9 protein-coding genes are annotated in these 16,779 nt (G+C 65.4%); all 9 read right to left on the reverse strand.

Translation table 11 applies throughout. From position 1 onward, the window contains the following. Positions 1 to 16: 16 nt before the first annotated feature. On the reverse strand, positions 17 to 9,748 hold the full coding sequence (locus KSS93_RS13155; RefSeq protein ID WP_217888620.1) for a beta-propeller fold lactonase family protein: 9,732 nt from the start codon (positions 9,746 to 9,748) through the stop codon (positions 17 to 19). 41 nt (positions 9,749 to 9,789) lie between these two features. Beyond that, positions 9,790 to 11,352 carry a Tad domain-containing protein gene (locus KSS93_RS13160; RefSeq protein ID WP_217888621.1) on the reverse strand — a complete coding sequence of 521 codons (1,563 nt, stop codon included), beginning with the start codon at positions 11,350 to 11,352 and terminating at the stop codon, positions 9,790 to 9,792. A 1,187-nt stretch (positions 11,353 to 12,539) separates the two neighbouring features. Then, positions 12,540 to 12,827: a hypothetical protein gene (locus KSS93_RS13165; RefSeq protein ID WP_217888622.1), complete on the reverse strand. Its 288-nt coding sequence runs from the start codon at positions 12,825 to 12,827 to the stop codon at positions 12,540 to 12,542. 36 nt (positions 12,828 to 12,863) lie between these two features. After that, the gene (locus KSS93_RS13170; protein WP_217888623.1) at positions 12,864 to 13,157 is read right to left on the reverse strand and encodes a hypothetical protein; all 294 of its coding nucleotides are present in this window, start codon (positions 13,155 to 13,157) and stop codon (positions 12,864 to 12,866) included. Then, complete coding sequence (locus KSS93_RS13175; protein ID WP_225917343.1) at positions 13,154 to 13,867, reverse strand: DUF4225 domain-containing protein; 714 nt, start codon at positions 13,865 to 13,867, stop codon at positions 13,154 to 13,156. Before KSS93_RS13175 ends, KSS93_RS13170 begins: the two co-directional genes overlap by 4 nt. After that, complete coding sequence (locus KSS93_RS13180) at positions 13,864 to 14,349, reverse strand: Hcp family type VI secretion system effector (RefSeq protein WP_217842925.1); 486 nt, start codon at positions 14,347 to 14,349, stop codon at positions 13,864 to 13,866. Before KSS93_RS13180 ends, KSS93_RS13175 begins: the two co-directional genes overlap by 4 nt. Positions 14,350 to 14,815: 466 nt before the next feature. After that, positions 14,816 to 15,397 carry a TadE/TadG family type IV pilus assembly protein gene (locus tag KSS93_RS13185; protein ID WP_217888624.1) on the reverse strand — a complete coding sequence of 194 codons (582 nt, stop codon included), beginning with the start codon at positions 15,395 to 15,397 and terminating at the stop codon, positions 14,816 to 14,818. A 2-nt stretch (positions 15,398 to 15,399) separates the two neighbouring features. After that, positions 15,400 to 15,909, reverse strand: a complete 510-nt coding sequence (locus KSS93_RS13190; RefSeq protein WP_217888625.1) for a TadE/TadG family type IV pilus assembly protein — start codon at positions 15,907 to 15,909, stop codon at positions 15,400 to 15,402. A 4-nt stretch (positions 15,910 to 15,913) separates the two neighbouring features. Next, positions 15,914 to 16,765, reverse strand: a complete 852-nt coding sequence (locus tag KSS93_RS13195) for a tetratricopeptide repeat protein (RefSeq protein ID WP_217888626.1) — start codon at positions 16,763 to 16,765, stop codon at positions 15,914 to 15,916. Positions 16,766 to 16,779: the final 14 nt, after the last annotated feature.

The following is a 16,779-nucleotide window of genomic DNA, read 5'->3' on the forward strand; positions in this document are numbered from 1 at the left end:
TGCGTCCTTGATGCATTCAGGCAATGTGTTGGAAGTCGTCGTTGGCCCATTCGCCCAGCTGTTGCAGCAGGTCCATGGCCTCGGTGTACAGGGAACCGCTGGCCTGCCGGCCGAGCTGCTGGCTGAGGGTTGCCGGCGCCTCGGCGGTGTCGGCGCGGGCCGGCTCCTGGCCCTGGGCGCGAATGTGCAGCGGCACGCGCTGTTCGCGGCCGTCGGCATCGCGCAGCACCAGGCTCAGGCGCACTTCGCCGTGGCGTTGCAGGTGGCGGCTGTCGATGCGGATTTCGCCGCTGCGGGCGTCGAAGGCGGCCCAGCTGGGTAGCGGCAGGCCGTTGGCCAGGGTCACCCGCTGCATGCTGGCGCTGTCGGCGACCTCCAGCGGCACGCGCAGGCTGACCCAGCGGCCATCGTGGTTGCCCAGCTCGACCTCGGCGCGCAGGGTCTTGCCGTCGAAGCGCAGCTGCTCGTTGGCCTCGCCCTGGAAGCCGGTGTCGGTGACGATGCGGTCGGCGTTGGCCAGTTGCGCAGCGAGGCTGTTGCGGTTGCTGGCCAGGCCGCCATCGTCGAGGCTGCTGTGGCGCACGCTCTCTGCGGCAGGCTGCAGGGCCGGTTCGCTGGTGATCTGCAGCGCGTTTGGCGCAGCTTCCTCCAGCTCGAACGGCGTGTTGCTGGCGGCCAGCGGCAGGGCGGTATCGCCGGTTGCGTTGATCACCGGCGCCACGCCGTCGTTGCTGGCCGGGCGCGCCACCACCAGGGTCAGGGTGACTTCGGTAACGCCGCCCTGGCCGTCGTCGGCGCGCAGGGTGATGCTGAAGCTGCCGGCGCTGGCCGGCGCGGTGCCGCTGAAGGTGTGGCTGTCTGCGTCGAAGCTCAGCCATTCGGGCAGCTCGCCGACCACGCTCCAGGCCAGGTTGTCGTCGTTGGCATCGCGGAACAGGCTGTGCGGCACCTGCACTTCGTACGGCTGGCCGACGCTCACGCCGGGCAGGTGGTAGCCGGCATCGGCCACCGGTACGGCGTTGGCTACATCCAGCTCCAGCACCAGGGTGGTGGACTTGCCGCTGGCGTCGGTGGCCTTGATGGTCAGGCTCAGGCTGCCCACCTCGCGCGGCGCGGTGCCGGACAGGGTGCGGGTGGCCGGGTTGAAGGCCATGCCGGCGGGCAGGCCTTCGATGCTGTAGGTGAGTGTTTCGCCCTCGGGGTCGCTGAACAGGTCGGCGGGCAGCTGCAACTGGTAGCCGGTGCCGGCAGTGGCCGGGGTGAGGCTGTAGTCGCTGTAGGCGTCGTTGAGCACCGGTGGCTGGTTCGGCGGCAGCAGGGTCACGTCGATGTTGAAGCTGTTGCTGTTCAGCGCATCGCCGTTGCTGCCGTCGTTCAGCACCAGGGTGATGGCGTGGCTGCTGGCCTGGGCCGGAGCGTCGGCGCTGCTGGTCCAGCTGAGCTGGCGCACCAGCGCGGTGGCCTGGTCGCGGGTCAGGGCGGCGGTGAAGGTGAGGGTGGTGACATTGCCGTCGCGCACCAGGGTGGCCACCACGTTGCCGTCCAGCAGCACGTTGTTGCCGCTCAAGGTATAGGCGCCGCCGGCCAGCAGGCCGATGCTGTCGCTGGCTTGGCCGCTGATGGCAAGGCTGGCGCCCTGGTAGTTGTTGGCAGCGTCCAGCTCGGGGTCGCTCAGGGTGATGCTCGGGGCCAGTGGCAAGGGTGTGCGGTCTTCAGCATCCAGGCTCGGGCCGTCCTTGGCTTCGCTGGCCAGCACGCTGGCGTCGTTGCCCAGCACCAGTGCGCCGTTGTCGGTCACCAGCAACTGCCCGGCGCCACCCACCTGCACGGTGCCGGTGAGGGCGCCGGTGGCGGTGGAGTAGCGGTTCACGGTGCCGTCCTGCAGGGTGATGAACAGCAGCGCGCCGTCGGCCGACACGGCGATATCGGTAATGGTGCCGCCGCCCTGCACGTTGCCCAGCCAGGTCAGGGTGTCGCCGGCCAGGCTGTAGCCGCTGACCTGGCTGTCGTTGGCCACATAGACAATCTTGCCGTCGGCGCTGACGCTGACCTGGGTCAGGCCGCTCAGGGCGCCGTCGCCTTCGCGGCTGTAGCCGAGCAGCGTCAGGGCGCCGTCGCTGCCTTGCTGGTAGACGATCAGGCTGGAGCCGTTGCCCGAGTTGGTCACCACGAACAACAGGTCGCCTTTGCTGACGATCTCGGTGGGCGACCACAGGTAGGGCGCGCCCCACATGTTGCCTTCCAGGCTGCCGCCATAGGTCAGCGCGCCGCTGGCGTTGTCGCGGCTGAAATACAGCACGGTGTAGGCGTTGATCACGAACAGGGTCTTGCCGTCGGCCGACAGGGCCAGGTCGCGCATGTCGTACAGCGCGCTGGCGTCGATGGCGTAGTCACTCACCACGGTGGCGGCAAGGGTCAGGCTGCCCTGGGCATCGGCGTTGAACACCAGGATGGCGTTGCCGTCGCTGCGCAGCGCATACAGGTTTTTGCCATCGCCCGACAGCTGCAGGTGGCCCATATCGACGCCGCTGTTCAGGGTGCTGACGTGGGTCAGCACGCCGCTTTCGCTGCGGCTGAACAGGGCGATATGGCCCTGGCCATCGACGATGTACACCCGCGCGCCGTCGGCGGATACCACGCTGGCGGAGGGGCTGGCCAGGCCGTAGGCACTCAGGTCAAGGTCCTGCACGCGGTCCAGGTCGCCCATCGACAGTACCGGGTCGTTGCCCAGTACGGGGGCGTCGTTGACCGCGGTGATGTTCACCGTCAGCGCCAGGCTGTCGGCTGCAAGCCCGCGCTGGTCGCTCAGGGCGATGGTCACTGCCACGCTGGCCACCGGCACGTCGCTGCTGTTGGCGTAGGTGATCTGCTGCAGGGCGTTGTTCACGTCGGCGGTGGTGGGCACCTGGCCTGCGGCATCGCTGAAGCGCAGGGTCAGCACGCCGTCGGCGACCGTGAGGGTGCCGATGACCTTGCCGTCCTTGACCAGCTTGCCGTCTTTCACGCTCAGGCCGTTGCCGTCCTTGAAACCGAGCTGGTCGCTGCTGCTGTGGCCGTCGCCGAGGGTGACCGTGAGCACTGCGCCGTCATAGTTGCCCTGGCCGTTGTTGAAGGCGTCCATCTGCGTGTCGCTGACGCTGGCGCCGGGCGCCAGGTACACAGGTTCGCCCTGTTCGGTGTAGCCGACCGTGCTATTGCCCCCGCCGAGCGTTGGCGCGGTGTTGGGCGCCAGCGCTGCGTGCAGGGTCACCAGCGCCTGGCTGCTGGCCGTGCCCTTGTCGGTGCCGCCGCCGTTATCGACCACGCTGAGGCTGATGGTGCGGGTACCGGCGAGGTTGTCGCCGCTGTTGCTGTAGGTGAGGCTGTCGACCAGGGCCTGGGCGCGCTGGGCGTTGCCGTTGACATAGAGCACCAGCTGGGTCTGCCCGCCGCTGCGGATGATCACGTATTGCTGGCCGCTGGCGCTGGTCTGCACGCCGCTGTTGGTATCGTCCAGGTAGATCTTGCCGCCGTTGACGCCGATGATGTCGCCGTTGGCAGTGGGGTCGAGGGTCAGTACCACTTGCCACACCTGCTGGCCGGCCTCCACCACGTCGATCTGGGTGCTCTCGAACAGCTTCACCGGCTCGCCCTCGGCGTTGAACACCGGGGTGAGGCCGGTGGTGTCGACCACCGGCGCATCGTTCACCGCCTCGATGGCCAACTGCACCAGGCGGCTGTCGCTGTGGCCGTCACCGTCGGTCACCTGCACGCTCAAGGTGGCGCTGCTGGCCGGGTCCTGGCTGCTGTTGCTGTAGGCGATGCTGCGCAGCACCTGCTGGGCGTTGGCCTGGCTGACGCTGGCAATGAAGCTTACGGTGAGCACGCCGTCGGCCTGCACGAAGCTGGCGATGGCCTGGCCGTCGAGTAGTACCTGGCCGTTTTCCAGGGTCAGGCCGCTGCCGGTGAGCAGGCTGAACACATCCTCGGCGCTGGCGCCGCCGTCACGCTGGATGACGATGCTGGCGCCCTTGTAGTCATCCAGGGCGTCCAGTTGCGGGTCGTGCAGGGTGGCGCCGGGCAGCACTGCCACCGCGTCGCCGCCTTCGGTGAAGGTGCTCGATTGCGCGGTGAGGTTCAGTACCAGCAGGCCTTCGCTACCGAACTCGCCGGTGAGGTACAGCTGGGTGCCGTCGGCGCTCAGGCTGGCAGCGCGGATTTCGCTCAGGCGCACGCCGTCGATGTTCAGCTGCTGGCCATTGCCCAAGGTGCCGTCGCTGCCCAGCTTGTACAGGCTGACCTGGCTCTCGCCCACGGCAATCAGTGCGCTGCCGTCGTCGCTGACCACCAGGGCCTTGGGCGCGGCGGGCAGGGTAATGCTGGCGCCGCTCTGGGCCAGCTTGCCGTCGGCGCCCACCTGCAGGCTGTACAGGGTGGTGCCGTCGGCGACGTACAGGGTCTTGCCGTCGGCCGCCAGGGCCAGGCTGTTGGCATAGTGCTCGCCAGCGCTGCCGGCCAGGTGCTGCACCAGGCTCAGGGCGCCGTTATCGCCCACGGCATACACGCTGACCAAGGTATTGCCACCGGAATTGGCGGCAAACAGGTACTTGCCGTCGGCCGACAGTTGCAGCGCGCTGAACCAGGCGTTGCCGTCAGTTGGAGAGAGGCTTGCGCTTTGCGCCCAGCTGTCGCCAGTACGGGTGAATACCAGCAGGCCGCTGTCGCTGCTGATGTAGGCGGTGTTGCCTTGCACCAGCACGTCATTGGCCAGGCCCGCGTCGGCGCCGAAGGTGCCCAGGGCGGTCAGTGCACCGCTGCTGGTGTCGCGGCTGAACACGGCAATGCCATGGCTGTCGGTGCTCAGGTACAGAGTCTTGCCGTCGGCCGACAGGCCCAGGCCGCTGGTGCCTTCGCCCAGGCCGTTGCTGGCTGTGGCATCGAGGGTGCTGGCCAGGGTCAGGGTGCCGTCGGCGCCACGGGTGAACACGTACAGGGTGCTGAAGGTCACGTCAGCGCCGGTGCCGGTGGCGTCGTCGTACACCCACTCGCTGGTGCTGCGCAGCACGTAGACCTGGTCGCCCACGCTGACCACGCCGTTGATGCCGGCATAGGGGTTGGGCCAGTCGCCGGACTGCACCAGCTCGGCCAGCTCCAGCGCGCCGATGTCGGCGCCCAGCACCGGGCTTTGCCGGGTCACCTCGACTTCGGCGCTGAAGGTGGTGGTGGCGGTATCGCTGCCACCGTTGGCGGTGCCGCCGCTGTCTTTGACTGCGCTCAGGGTGATGCTGCGCACGCCCAGGGTGGCGCCTTTGCTGTCGGTGTTGGCGTAGCGCGCACCATCCACGACAGCCGCCGCCGCGCTGGCGCTGATGCCGGCGGCGCTGCCCAGCACCACGGTGGCGGTGCCGTCGCTCAAGCTGACGGTGTAGCTCAGGCCGCTGGCGGTAATGCCGCTGCCGGCCACCAGGGCGATCTGGGTGCCGTCCAGCAGCAGGGTTTCGCTGGCGCCGTCTTTTACGCCGCTGACGGTGAAGGTCAGGCCGGTGATGGTCTGCCCGGCTTCCACTGCATCGATGGCGCTGGCATCGAACAGCTTCACGCTGTCCTTGCCCGGCTCCTGTTGGCTGTCCACCGGGGTGGTGCTGACCTGCGGGGCGTCGTTCACTGTGGCGACCTGCACCACCAGCTCGCGGCTGGTGGTGCCGCTCTTGTAGCCGTCCTGGAAGGTCAGCTTGAGGCTGATGCTGGCTTCGGGGTCGGTGCTGGCATTGGCGTAAGAGATTTGACGCAGCACCTGGTTGGCCACGGCCTTGGTGGTGTCGGCGGTGAAGGTGACGGTGAGCTTGCCGTCGACACGGGTGATGGTGGCGATGGTGGTGCCGTTGAGCTGGATCTGCTCGCCGCTGCGGGTCAGGCCATTGCCGGTGGTGAAGTCGAACAGATCGTCGGGGTTGGCGCCGCCGTCGCGTTCCAGGGTGATCACCGCACCGTTGTAGTTGCCGGCGCCGCTGGCCAGGGCGTCGAGTTCGGCGTCGGACACGCCGAGGTTGGCGCCGGGGTGGATCACGCTGGCCTGGCCTTCGGTGTAGTCCAGCTGGGCGGCGTCGGAGATGCTGATGTTGGCCAGGCCCGCGGCGGTGAAGAAGCCGCCGGCGTAGATCGATTCGCCATCGGCCGATACGGCGATGCGGTAGGCGCGGGCACCGATGCCGTCTAGCTGTTTGACCAGTACCGGCTTGCCGTCGCCGTCGATGCGGAAGATGTACAGGCTGCCGGTGTTGCTGCCGGCGTACAGGGTCTTGCCATCGGCAGACAACGCCACGCCCCAGGTCTGGCCTGCGGTGGCGACGCTGGCGATGCGTACCAGGGTATTGCTGGCGCTGTCGTAGTGATAGGCCTGCACGCTGCCGGGGATGGCCGCCGCGACATACACATAGCCGTCGGCGGAAACCGCCAGGCTGCGGTTGTAGATGGTCAGGCCGGTAGTGATCTCGGCACTGCGGGTCAGCCCGCCCTGGCCATCGGCCTCGTAGACCACCAGGCGGCTGCTGCCGAGTACGTACACCGAGCCCTGGGCATCGGTAGCCACGGCGTAGGCCGGGTTCAGGCTGCTGTCGGTGATCACGCTGGCTGCTGCCAGCCCGCCATCGGCGTCGGCCTTGAACACCAGCAAGGTGCTGCCGGCCACGGCGTACAGGGTGCCGTCCTGGCCCACGGTCATCTGCTTGATCTGGGTGGCGCCGGCATCCAGGCTCTGGCCGCTGGCAGTCAGGGTACCGTCGGCATTGACGTTGAATACCGTCACCACGTAGTTGCCGCCGGCCGCCTTCTGGCCCACCAGGTAGAGCTGCTTGCCGTCGCTGGAATACACCGCCGATGCCGCACCGTTCAGGCCGTCGACCTCGACGCCATTGGCCGCGTTACCGTCGTCGCTGGCGCCCTGGACGATGCTCTGTACCAAGGTCAGCGCGCCGGTTGCCGGGTCGCGGCTGTAGATGCCCAGGGTACTGGCGCCACCGGGGGTGACGGCGTGGTTGTTGGTGCCGTTGCTGAGCACGAACACGGTCAGCCCGTCGTCGGATACCTCGACGCTGTAGACCATGCTGCTGAAGCCGCTGAGCCCGCCGTTACTGGTGTACACCAGGGTGCTGCTGTCGGCTTCCAGCACCGGCTTGCTGTTGTCGGCCTCGGCCTGGGAAATCACCCGCAGGGTCAGCTCGGTGCTGGTGGAGGCGCCGGCGCTGTCGGTGACGGTCACTTCGATGGTGTAGTCACCGGTCGCGCTGGTGTCGCCGATGAGGGTACGGGTGGCCGGGTCGAAGGTGACGCCCGTGGGCAGGCCGTCGAGGCTCCAGGTCAGGGTGTCGCCGTAGCCCTGGTCCTTGTCGCTGAACAGCGCCTGGTCAAGGGTGGCGCTGGTATTGCCTACGGTGAGCAGCACGGTGTCGGCAGCGCTGCTGTTGTGCTCGGGGGCGCGGTTGGCGACCTGCTCGACGTCCAGGGGCAGTTCCACCGAGGCGCTCTGGCCGCTGGCGTCGGTGGCGGTGACCACGATGCCGAACTCACCGGTGGCGGTGGTGGTGCCGCTGATGGTGCGGGTAACGCGGTCGAAGCTCAGGCCGTCGGGCAGGCCGCTGACGCTCCACACCAATGCGTCGCCGTCAGCGTCGCTGAACAGGTCGGCCGGCAGCACGGTGCTGTAGCCAGTCTCGCTGGTGGCCTTGGGCGGCACGTAGCTGCCGGCGTTGCCCACCGGCACGCTGTTGGCGCGCAGGGTCAGGCTGAGCACGCCGCTGGCCAGCACACCGTCGCTGATGCTCACCTGCAAGGTCATCAGGCTGCCGGGGGTGGTGCTGCTGGCGGCGCTGTAAGCGAGTTGTTGCAGCACCTGGTTGGCCACAGCCTTGCTGGTGTCGGCAGTGAAGGTGACGGTGAGGCTGCCGTCGGCGGCCACCGTGAAGCTGGCGATGGTGTTGCCACCGCGCTTGATTGTGTTGCCGTCCAGGGTCAGGCCGTTGCCTTCGGCCAGGCCGAAGCTGCCGCCGGCGGCGCTGGGGGCGACGCTGATGCTGGCGCCGTTGTAGTTGTCCAGGCGGTCGAAGTTGGAATCCTTGAAGCTCAGGTCTTCGCCAAACCGGGTCGCCTGGCCCAGGTTCAGGCTTTGCACGCTGCTGTAGCGGGTGACGTTGTCGCCGGCCACCAGCACCGAACCATTGCCGGACACGGCAATGTCCTTGCCGCTGGTGTTGCCCTGCACGCTGGTGTGCAGGGTGAGGTTGCCGCTGCTGTCGATACTGTAGCTGCGTACCGTGCCGTCGCTGCTGGCGGCGTACAGCAGGCTGCCATCGGCGCTCATGGCCAGGCCATTGACGTCGCTGGCGGCGATGCTGGCGATGCGGGTCACCTCGTCTGCCTCGTAACGCAGGATGACGATGCTGTCCTTGCCCGGGTCGGCGATGTACAGGTACTTGCCGTCGGGGGAGATGGCCAGGGCATCGCTGGTGCTATTGGCGGTCAGGCCACTGAGCACCAACTGGTTGAGCAGCACCAGCTTGCCGTCGCTGCCGTGCTGATACACCGCCAGGGTGGGCGATGCGTTGACACCGACGCCGGTGTAGAGGATGAACACCCGGTCGTCGCTGGTGATGATCTGCCCGCCACGGCTGTTGCCGTTTTCGATGGCGCGGGTCAGGTAGGTGAGGGCGCCGGTCTCCTGGTTGCGGGTGTACACCACCACGTCGTTTTGCGCGGTGCCGGCGTACACATAACGGCCGTCGGCAGAAATCGCCAGGTTGCCGCTGGTGTTGCCGTTCTGGGTGGCGACTGCCACCGCCGAGGTGATCTTGCCGTCGGCATCCACGCTCAGTTGCATGATGCTGGTGCTGCCGGAGCTGGTGTAGATCGACTTGCCATCGCTGCTGATCACCAAGTCCGCGATGTTGCCCAGGCTTTCGTTGCTGTAGGTCTGCAGGCGGGTGAGGGCGCCGCTTTCATCTACCGAGAACACCTGCAGGGCATTGCCGCCTGCGACATAGGCAAAGCGCCCGTCGGCCGACCACACCACATCGCTGCCGTTGCTGATGCCAAGGTCCGCCGGGGTGTAGGTTTCGCGGCTGTCCAGGCCACCGCTGTCGCTGAGCACCGGGGCCTTGTTGACCAGGTTGTCGAGGGTGACGCTGGCCTTGATAGCGGACAGGTCGGTGCTTTGCCCACCGCTGTCGGTGAGGCTTTTCAGGGTGATGCTGACGGTGCCGCTGTCGACGCTGTTGTCCAGCACCTGGTAGCTGAGGTTGTCGATCAGGGCCTGGGTGCTTGCGGCGGTCGCAGGTTGCAAGCCGGCCTGCATGTTGATGGTGACGGTGCTCACGCCGTTCTCGACGCTCACCGTCCAGGAGTAGCCGTTGGCTTCGGTGAACCCGCTGCCGTTCTGCAGCACGATCTGCTCGCCGTCGATCACCAGGGCCTGGTTGCTGCCGCTGCTGCTGACTTGCAGGGTCAGTTCGGTGGGGGCCTGGTTGCTGCTGTCGAGGGTGACCTTGACGTTGTCGAACAGGTTGACCGGCCCGAAGCTGTCGGTGCTGTCCTTGATGGTCACCGTGCTTTTGGTCGGGGTGGCGTCGGTACCGGGCGCGGTGGCGCTGGCATCGACCTTGGCCGCCACGTCGGCGGCAGTGGCGACGGCCGCGGCGTCCAGCAGGATGCGCGGCTCCAGGGCCAGCGCCAGGCGGGCGCGCGGGGTGCGGTTGCGGGCGTTCGGGGTGGTGGTCATGGGTTCGAAGTCCTGTCGATGAATGCGGGCGCGGCCTTGGGTCACTCGACCAGGCGGGCGTAAAACTCGTGCTTGATCTTGTCGGCGATGTCGTCCAGCAGGTGTTGGATCTGCTCCTGGCCTTCGTTGAAGGTGGGGGCGTTGGCGTAGGTCATGCTGCCGCCGCCCTGGGCGCAGGTTTGCAGGGGGATGCCGGCCACCCGGTCGAACAGCTGGCGGCCGAAGTCCTGCGGGTCGCCCGGGCGCACGCCGATGAAATGGAACTTCAGGTGGCGGCTGCGAAAGCTCTCGCACAGGTCCTGGAAGCGCCGGCTGGCGGTGGCGGTGCCGCCCGGGTCGTTGTTGCCGTTTTGCACCGCTTCGCCGACCTTGCCGGCGTTGTAGGCGTCGGTGTCGAACCAGTCGCCGGTGGTGTTGGCCAGCATCACGATGATCTTGGCGTTCTGCGCCTTGTCGCTGTCGGGGAAGTCCAGCGGCAGCTCGCTGTCGCCCCAGCCGGCACTGCCGCGCATTTCGGGGGACAGGGCATGGCCGGCCCAGCCCATGCCGATGGCGTAGTTGACGTTGAAGCCGGTGCGCATTTCGTCGAGGCGGTCCTCGACCTTTTTCAGCTGGTTGGTCAGCGGCAGCAGTGCGGCGCGCGGGCAGCCGACGTTGCCGATGATGAAGCGGGTGTCATTGACCCCGGTGGCCTGGCCGAAGTCAGGGTTGGGGCCGGTCCAGCTGATGCTGGGTTCGAGCGGGTGGTTCTCGGGCAGGTCGTGGCGGTAGTACACGCGGGTGAACTGGCCGGTAGGGGGCTGATCCCAGTAGTACACCTGGCCCGGGTACATGCCGCGGTTCATGCACAGGCGTTCGGTGCGCGGGTCGGGCATGCGCCCGTCGGACAGGTCGCGGATGCCGGTGCGCCACAGCGAGGTCAGCTCCACCGGGCGAATGGCCGCGGCGGTGGCCCAGCGGCGCAGGCGCCCGGTGTCGTCGGGGTCGTATACGTTGACCACCTGGCTGAACGGCACCAGCGACAGCCAGATGCGTTTTTCGCTGTTCTCGTCATCGTCCAGCAACTGCCCGGCGAAGCGCTTGAACATCTGGCGCAGGGCAGCCAGTTCGGTGGCGCCTTCGGTGCCGCTGTTGGGCAGCACAATGGCCACTTCGGTGGAGCGCGCCACCACCTCGACGGTGGAGTGCACGCGCATGTCCTTGACCTCGCCGCCGAGCAGCTCGGGGTCGGCCTTGAAGCGCACTTCGACCTTGTAGCGGATGCGTTCGTCTTCGCCGGTCTGTTCTTCGAGTTCGACGCTGTCGCGGTTGATCTGGCTGGCCAGGCTGGTGTCCATGCCGAGGTTGTTGACCACGTAGCCGTAGGCCAGCTCGCGCAGCACGGTGGGCGATTTTTCGTTTTTCATCAGCCGCTCGTTGCCCACTGCCATGGCGGCGGCGTCGGTGGCGCGCTTGACCTGGGCGGCGTTGCTGGTCATGCGGTTGGTGTCCAGGGCATAGGCAGTGGCGAGCAGCGCGCCGCCCAAGGCCAGGACCATGAACGGCGCAATGCTGCCGCGTTGGCGGTGGCGGGCGGCGGTCATGGTTTTTTTGCGGGAGAGCATGGGCGTCGGGGCATCCGGGGTGGCGTGGCAGGGGAATCACGCGGGATGCAAAGATAAGAATAATTCCCAATATCGCTCAATGGGCGGTTTATTAAGAATGCTTAAGGGTGGGGGAGGGGGTGGGGCTGAAAGGTGTTCGCCATGGCCCTTGCGGCGCCTGTGATGTGTTCGCCACAACCCTTGCAGCGCCTATGAGATCGAGCGCCGCCCGCGCGGCGCATCGCGGCACAAGGCCGCTCCTACATCTGTTTCGGGCCAGTTATGCCTGTGCAAGTACCGGCGCCTGCCTTGGTGCATGCCTTGAGTCATGTGAAGCGGCGGCAACGCCCACGCTGAAACCGCGTCGTACCGACAAGGCGGACCAGGTGATGGCACAGGAGAGACTGGCCCGAAACAAACTGTGGGAGCGGGTTTACCCGCGAAGCGCCGCGCGGGCGGCGCTCGATCTCATAGGCGCTGCAAGGGTTGTGGCGAACACCTGGCAGCCCTGATGCGGTTACCCTGAAGGGCCTAATGCCCGGCGCGAGCAACGTTCCTGTGTTGCCTGTACCGGCCTCATCGCCGGCAAGCCGGCTCCTACAGGTACAACGCAAACCTGAAGGTCATGCGATCCCTGTGGGAGCGGCTTCAGCCGCGAAGCAGACAACGCGGTGGATGGCACCGGCTTCGCCGGTGTTCGCGGCTGAAGCCGCTCCCACACCGACCGCAAAGCCCTGCAACTTGCGCGGTACCTGTAGGAGCCGGCTTGCCGGCGATGAGGCCGGCACAGGCAGCACAAGACAGCCACCCGTTCAACGCCTCCATCTGTCAAAAAGATTCGTGAATGCCAATGCATGAAACAGGATCATCCCGCTGGCTATGATAATTACGCTCCAGAACCCAACAGGATGCATGGAAGCCAGTGGGAACTTTATGATCCCACGCCCGCCGAGAATTTCGAGATACGTTTCAACCGGCCACATGGCATAGAACAGTGCGCCCCAAAGCTGCCAAGCTCGAATCATGTCTTTGAATATGTATTTATTTAACACCAATCTCAGTCCTGCGTCGGATAGTGCGAAGATGACGAGTCCAAGCAGTTTCATTTTTGTATTTTCGACGGATAAGTTAAGGTCGGGCCGGAAGTTGGCCCCCGGGCGCATAAGGCTTCTGGGATCTTTCTCCCGACCGGTCGCACAATTTAAAAATTATGGATGCTCGTGAAAAAAGCCGGACACCCACCAGTGAAAAGCAATCATTCCAAAACTGTATGTCACCAGCATCCAGTAGCCAACGGAATAGAAGGAATCAAACTCAAACGCTACAAAGCCGTTATCCCCCAGAAGTAGGAAGTAAAGACCGGAAAAGAACACGGTATAAAGGTAAGCTACCCATGTCTGCCAATTGCGCGTCATGCGGACAAAGATGAATCGCCTGAGTAATAGGCTCAAAATTATATCGCCTGCCGCAAATGTCGCCAGTGTCGCAATTTTCATTTTTGTATTCGTCGGCCAGTTGTTTCAAGTTAATTCTCAACGGCGCCACCTGTCAAAGAGGTGAGTGAATGCCAACGCATGAAAAATAATCATGGCTCCCGTTACCGTGGTCATGATCCAGAAACTGGCCATGTGCATCGTTTCCAATTGGAACTCAATGACACCTTTTCCCGCCATAATCTCGAAGTAAATGACAGCCATACAAGTCGCATAGATGAGTTCTCCCCAAAATTGCCAGGCTCGCATCATGTCCTTGAATACGTATTTATTGAGGGCCAATCGCAGCCTGACGTCGATTAACGCCAATAGGATGAGTCCCAGTAGTTTCATTTTTTGTATTCGTCGATCAGTTGTTTAAGTGTGAGGCCGGAAGTGAAAATCTCGACAGATAATGCTCCCTTACCCATTTGCATGATCGCCCGCTCCTTGTCAGTGCTCATGTAGTGGTATAGGCGCCATGCACCTCTTTTTGGAATTTTTCTGGCAAGCGCACTTCCAGAAATTAATAGGTCGGTAGCGTAGTAGGCGATGTTCCCTTCTCGCTCGCTATAGCCCATCCGCAGAGCGACCTCTTGATAGGTTTTTCTGACTGGCCCAACTACATCTGTTCGCCCTTCATACATCCCTCTGGCGTTTTCGTAGAAGTTGTTACCTCCATGGGCAATCAGTGGCAGCCCGTGAAACGCACACGTCGACCCGAAGCTACGCACGCAACTGCGTATACCGGTAAGAAGCTGCGAGGTCCCGCCCACCATCCCGCCCACTTGCGTCAATATCCGATTGGCCTGCGATTTCAGGCTGTTGGCCTCACCCTGTATCGCCTCCAACCCCTGCTCCGGACTGATCCGCCGCTGATACACATCCTCCACCACACGCTTTGCGTAATACGCCAGCTCGCGGTTGAACTGCATGCGCAAACTGCGATCACGCAAATGCCGGGCACTGACCCCGCAGCCGTAGCTGATAAACCGCGAGGCGGCTGCGTTCACCTCCCAGAAGGCATCGTCCAGCCGGTCGCCATAGTCGCCGCGCTGGCTCATGGCTGTTCTGCCCAGGAGGCGTGGCCGCTGGTGCTGGCTGCGTGGTGGATCCAGCTGATGGTGCGGTAGCTGATGCTCAGGCGCTCTTCGGCGTCCTGGTCGCTCATCAGGATGGCGTGGGGCATTTCCAGGTCCTGGGCGACGATCAGCGCGCCGCCGAGTTTTACCGAGAAGTACTTTTCGCGGTGCCCGCCGGGGTGGGTGCGGTACAGGTGGATGTCGCACTCGACCACTTCCCGGCCATCCACGGCCTGCGCCAGCAGGGGCGTGGCCTTGTCGATGTACTTGGTGATGAACACCGGGTGGTGGGTGCCGCGCAGGGCGTTGGCCGGGTTGACCTGGCCGTGGTTGAAGGACAGCACCATGATTTCGTCCCGGTGCCCGTGCTGGCAGTGGTGGCCGATGGATTCCTGCGAACTGCAGCCAGCGGAAATCAGGCCTTGCTGCTTGCCGGTGATGGTCATGTAGCCATGAAAAGCCATGGGGTGAACTCCTTGTCAGTGAAGCGCGCAGCCTAAGGAGTTCGTTGGCATAAATATGCCAGCTGCTTCTGAAAATTCATGCGGGTTTGGAAACGCAATGTTTATTGACAGGAGGGGTGGAATTGCTGGGGTAACGAGAAAGGAGTGTCGTATTCACAAGCCTGTGCGGGCCTCATCGCGGCAAGCCGGCTCTGATAGAACAAACTACAACGTATTGATTTAACGCGGTCTCTGTGGGAAGCGGCCTTGTGTCGCGATGGGCTGCGCAGCAGCCCCGGCAATTTTGCATGAGGCCGAGGCCTTGGGGCCGCTTCGCGCCCCATCTCGACCGGACGGCGCCCCGGCAAGGCCGCTTCCCACAGGGACCGCGGTGCTTCTGCGAGACCAGTTCTCTGCGCGACAGCGCAGCCCGAAGGGCTGGGTGATCTCCTACACGGACCGTGCAGGGCTGAAGATTAGGGGCGGCTCACTCGCCCTCATCTTCAAGCCCGATCTCTTCGGTCAACTGCTTGTCCAGCGTCACGTCGTTGTACACCACCCTTGCGAAGGCCAGGGCCTGGATGTCCTTGTCCACCAGCAGGTCGCTGCTCAGGGCCAGGTCGGCGCTGCGCCGGCATAGCTGCACCACCAGCATCGCCGAGTCGATCTTGTCCTCGTCGTCGCGGCTTTCGGTGAGCGTGCGCTCGGGCAGCTCGGCATTGTAGGTGGTGCCGCTGGAGTACACCGGGCACAGGTCCTGTTCGTCGCCGCGGTGCAGCGGCTTCCACTTCAGGCTGCGGTCCAGCTCCACTCGGGTGATCACCAACTGATAGCTGCCGAACACCTCGCTGGGGGCGACGCCGTTGACCAGCGCCTGCACACCGTCGTAGTCCAGGCGGTTGTGCATCGCCAGGGTGCTGGCCAGGGTGTGGGCGGCGCGCTCCAGGTGGGCGCGGGCCTGGCTGACGTTGTACAGGTCGGCGATCACCAGGGTCATGCCGATCAGCAGCGGCAGAATCAGAGCGGTTTCTACCAGCGCGTTGCCGCGCTGTCGTTTGCGCAGGCGCATGCTCAATAGTCCTCCGCCTTGTCGCTGGTCAGGTTGCCCAGCAACTGCCGGTACTGGTACTGGAACGCATCACCAATGCCGAACAGCATCGGCAACGGGGTCATGAACGGCTGGGTCAGGTCGACGGTGACGCTGAGCACCGGCGGCGACTGGTCCTGGTCGTCGATCTCCTTGTCGGCCTCGGCGCCGCCGAACTGGCGCAGGGTGTCGAAGGTGAAGATCTCCACCACGAAGTTGTCCTTGTTCAGCAGGCCGTAGGAATAGTCCACCAGGCGTTCCTCGATGGCGTCCTGCAACGCCTCGGGGGTTTGCCGGTAGAACGCCTTGTCGCCGCGAAAGTCTTGCAGGGCGCGCTCCAGGCCCAGGTTGCCGATGCCGATCATCAGCGAGATGCGCGCCAGTTCGAACAGCATCATCACCCCGAACAGCAGCACCGGCAGAATCAGCGCGGTTTCCACCGCAGTGACCCCGTGCTGCTGGCTGAGCAGGGCGCGCAGGCGGGCTGCGATCATCGCCTCAGTCCTCGAGCAGCTTGAGCGGGTGCTGGCTGGCGGCAAGCAGCTCGCTGGTCAGCGGTGCACCGGCCTGTACCCGCGACTGGGCGTTGCGAAAGCTGGCCAGGATGGCGTCGGCGCGGGCCGGCTCCAGGTGCTCCAGCAGCACGTTGCGCGCGGTGTCGTCGTGGCCGGCCAGCACATAGGCCAGGGCCAGGTTCAGTTGCAGCGAGATATCGTCCAGCCCGCGCGCCTGGTTGAGCAGGCCGATGGCGCGGGTGGTGTCGCCGGCGGCCAGCCAGGCCAGGGCCAGGTTGTTCAGCGCCGGGGTGTAGCCGGGGTCCAGCTGCAAGGCGGCGTCGAACTGCTGGCGCGCCTGCTCGCTTTGGCCTTGCAGGTTCAGCGCCACGCCCAGGCCGTTGAGCGCCTGGGTGTTGCGTGGGTCGGCCTGCACCGCGCAGCGGAAGTCGCGTTCGGCCTGGGCGCTTTGGCCCAGGGCCAGGCGGGCGCGGCCAAGGCCTGCGCACAGGGCCAGGCGCTGCGGCCCCGGCAGCGCTTTGACATCGCCACCCAGTGACAGCCGTGCACGTTCCAGCAGGCCCAGGGCCTCACGCGGTGGGCGCACGGCCGAGGCGATGCTGGCGTATTCGAGCAGGTAGCTGCCGCTGAGCTGGTGGCGCTCGTCCATGCGCGCATACACGCCGTGGGCGGCTTGCAGGCGCTGGGCATCGCGCAGGGTGTGGGCCAGCTTCAGGGCCTCGCGGCCCTCTTTGTCCAGCGCAGGCTCGCGGCTGGCCAGGCTGCCGAGGTTGGCGCAGCCGCTGAGGGTCAGGGCCAGCAGGGCGGTGAGCAGGGTAAGGCGGTGGGCACGCATGTTCGGGTCTCGCT

Origin of the sequence: Pseudomonas xanthosomatis (genome assembly GCF_019139835.1) — a bacterium.
Classification (GTDB): domain Bacteria; phylum Pseudomonadota; class Gammaproteobacteria; order Pseudomonadales; family Pseudomonadaceae; genus Aquipseudomonas; species Aquipseudomonas fakonensis.

Coding starts and splice junctions, on each gene's coding strand:
- KSS93_RS13155 (WP_217888620.1), bottom strand. CDS start 9,748: ATGACCACCACCCCGAACGCCCGCAACCGCACCCCGCGCGCCCGCCTG.
- KSS93_RS13160 (WP_217888621.1), bottom strand. CDS start 11,352: ATGCTCTCCCGCAAAAAAACCATGACCGCCGCCCGCCACCGCCAACGC.
- KSS93_RS13165 (WP_217888622.1), bottom strand. CDS start 12,827: ATGAAAATTGCGACACTGGCGACATTTGCGGCAGGCGATATAATTTTG.
- KSS93_RS13170 (WP_217888623.1), bottom strand. CDS start 13,157: ATGAAACTACTGGGACTCATCCTATTGGCGTTAATCGACGTCAGGCTG.
- KSS93_RS13175 (WP_225917343.1), bottom strand. CDS start 13,867: ATGAGCCAGCGCGGCGACTATGGCGACCGGCTGGACGATGCCTTCTGG.
- KSS93_RS13180 (WP_217842925.1), bottom strand. CDS start 14,349: ATGGCTTTTCATGGCTACATGACCATCACCGGCAAGCAGCAAGGCCTG.
- KSS93_RS13185 (WP_217888624.1), bottom strand. CDS start 15,397: ATGCGCCTGCGCAAACGACAGCGCGGCAACGCGCTGGTAGAAACCGCT.
- KSS93_RS13190 (WP_217888625.1), bottom strand. CDS start 15,909: ATGATCGCAGCCCGCCTGCGCGCCCTGCTCAGCCAGCAGCACGGGGTC.
- KSS93_RS13195 (WP_217888626.1), bottom strand. CDS start 16,765: ATGCGTGCCCACCGCCTTACCCTGCTCACCGCCCTGCTGGCCCTGACC.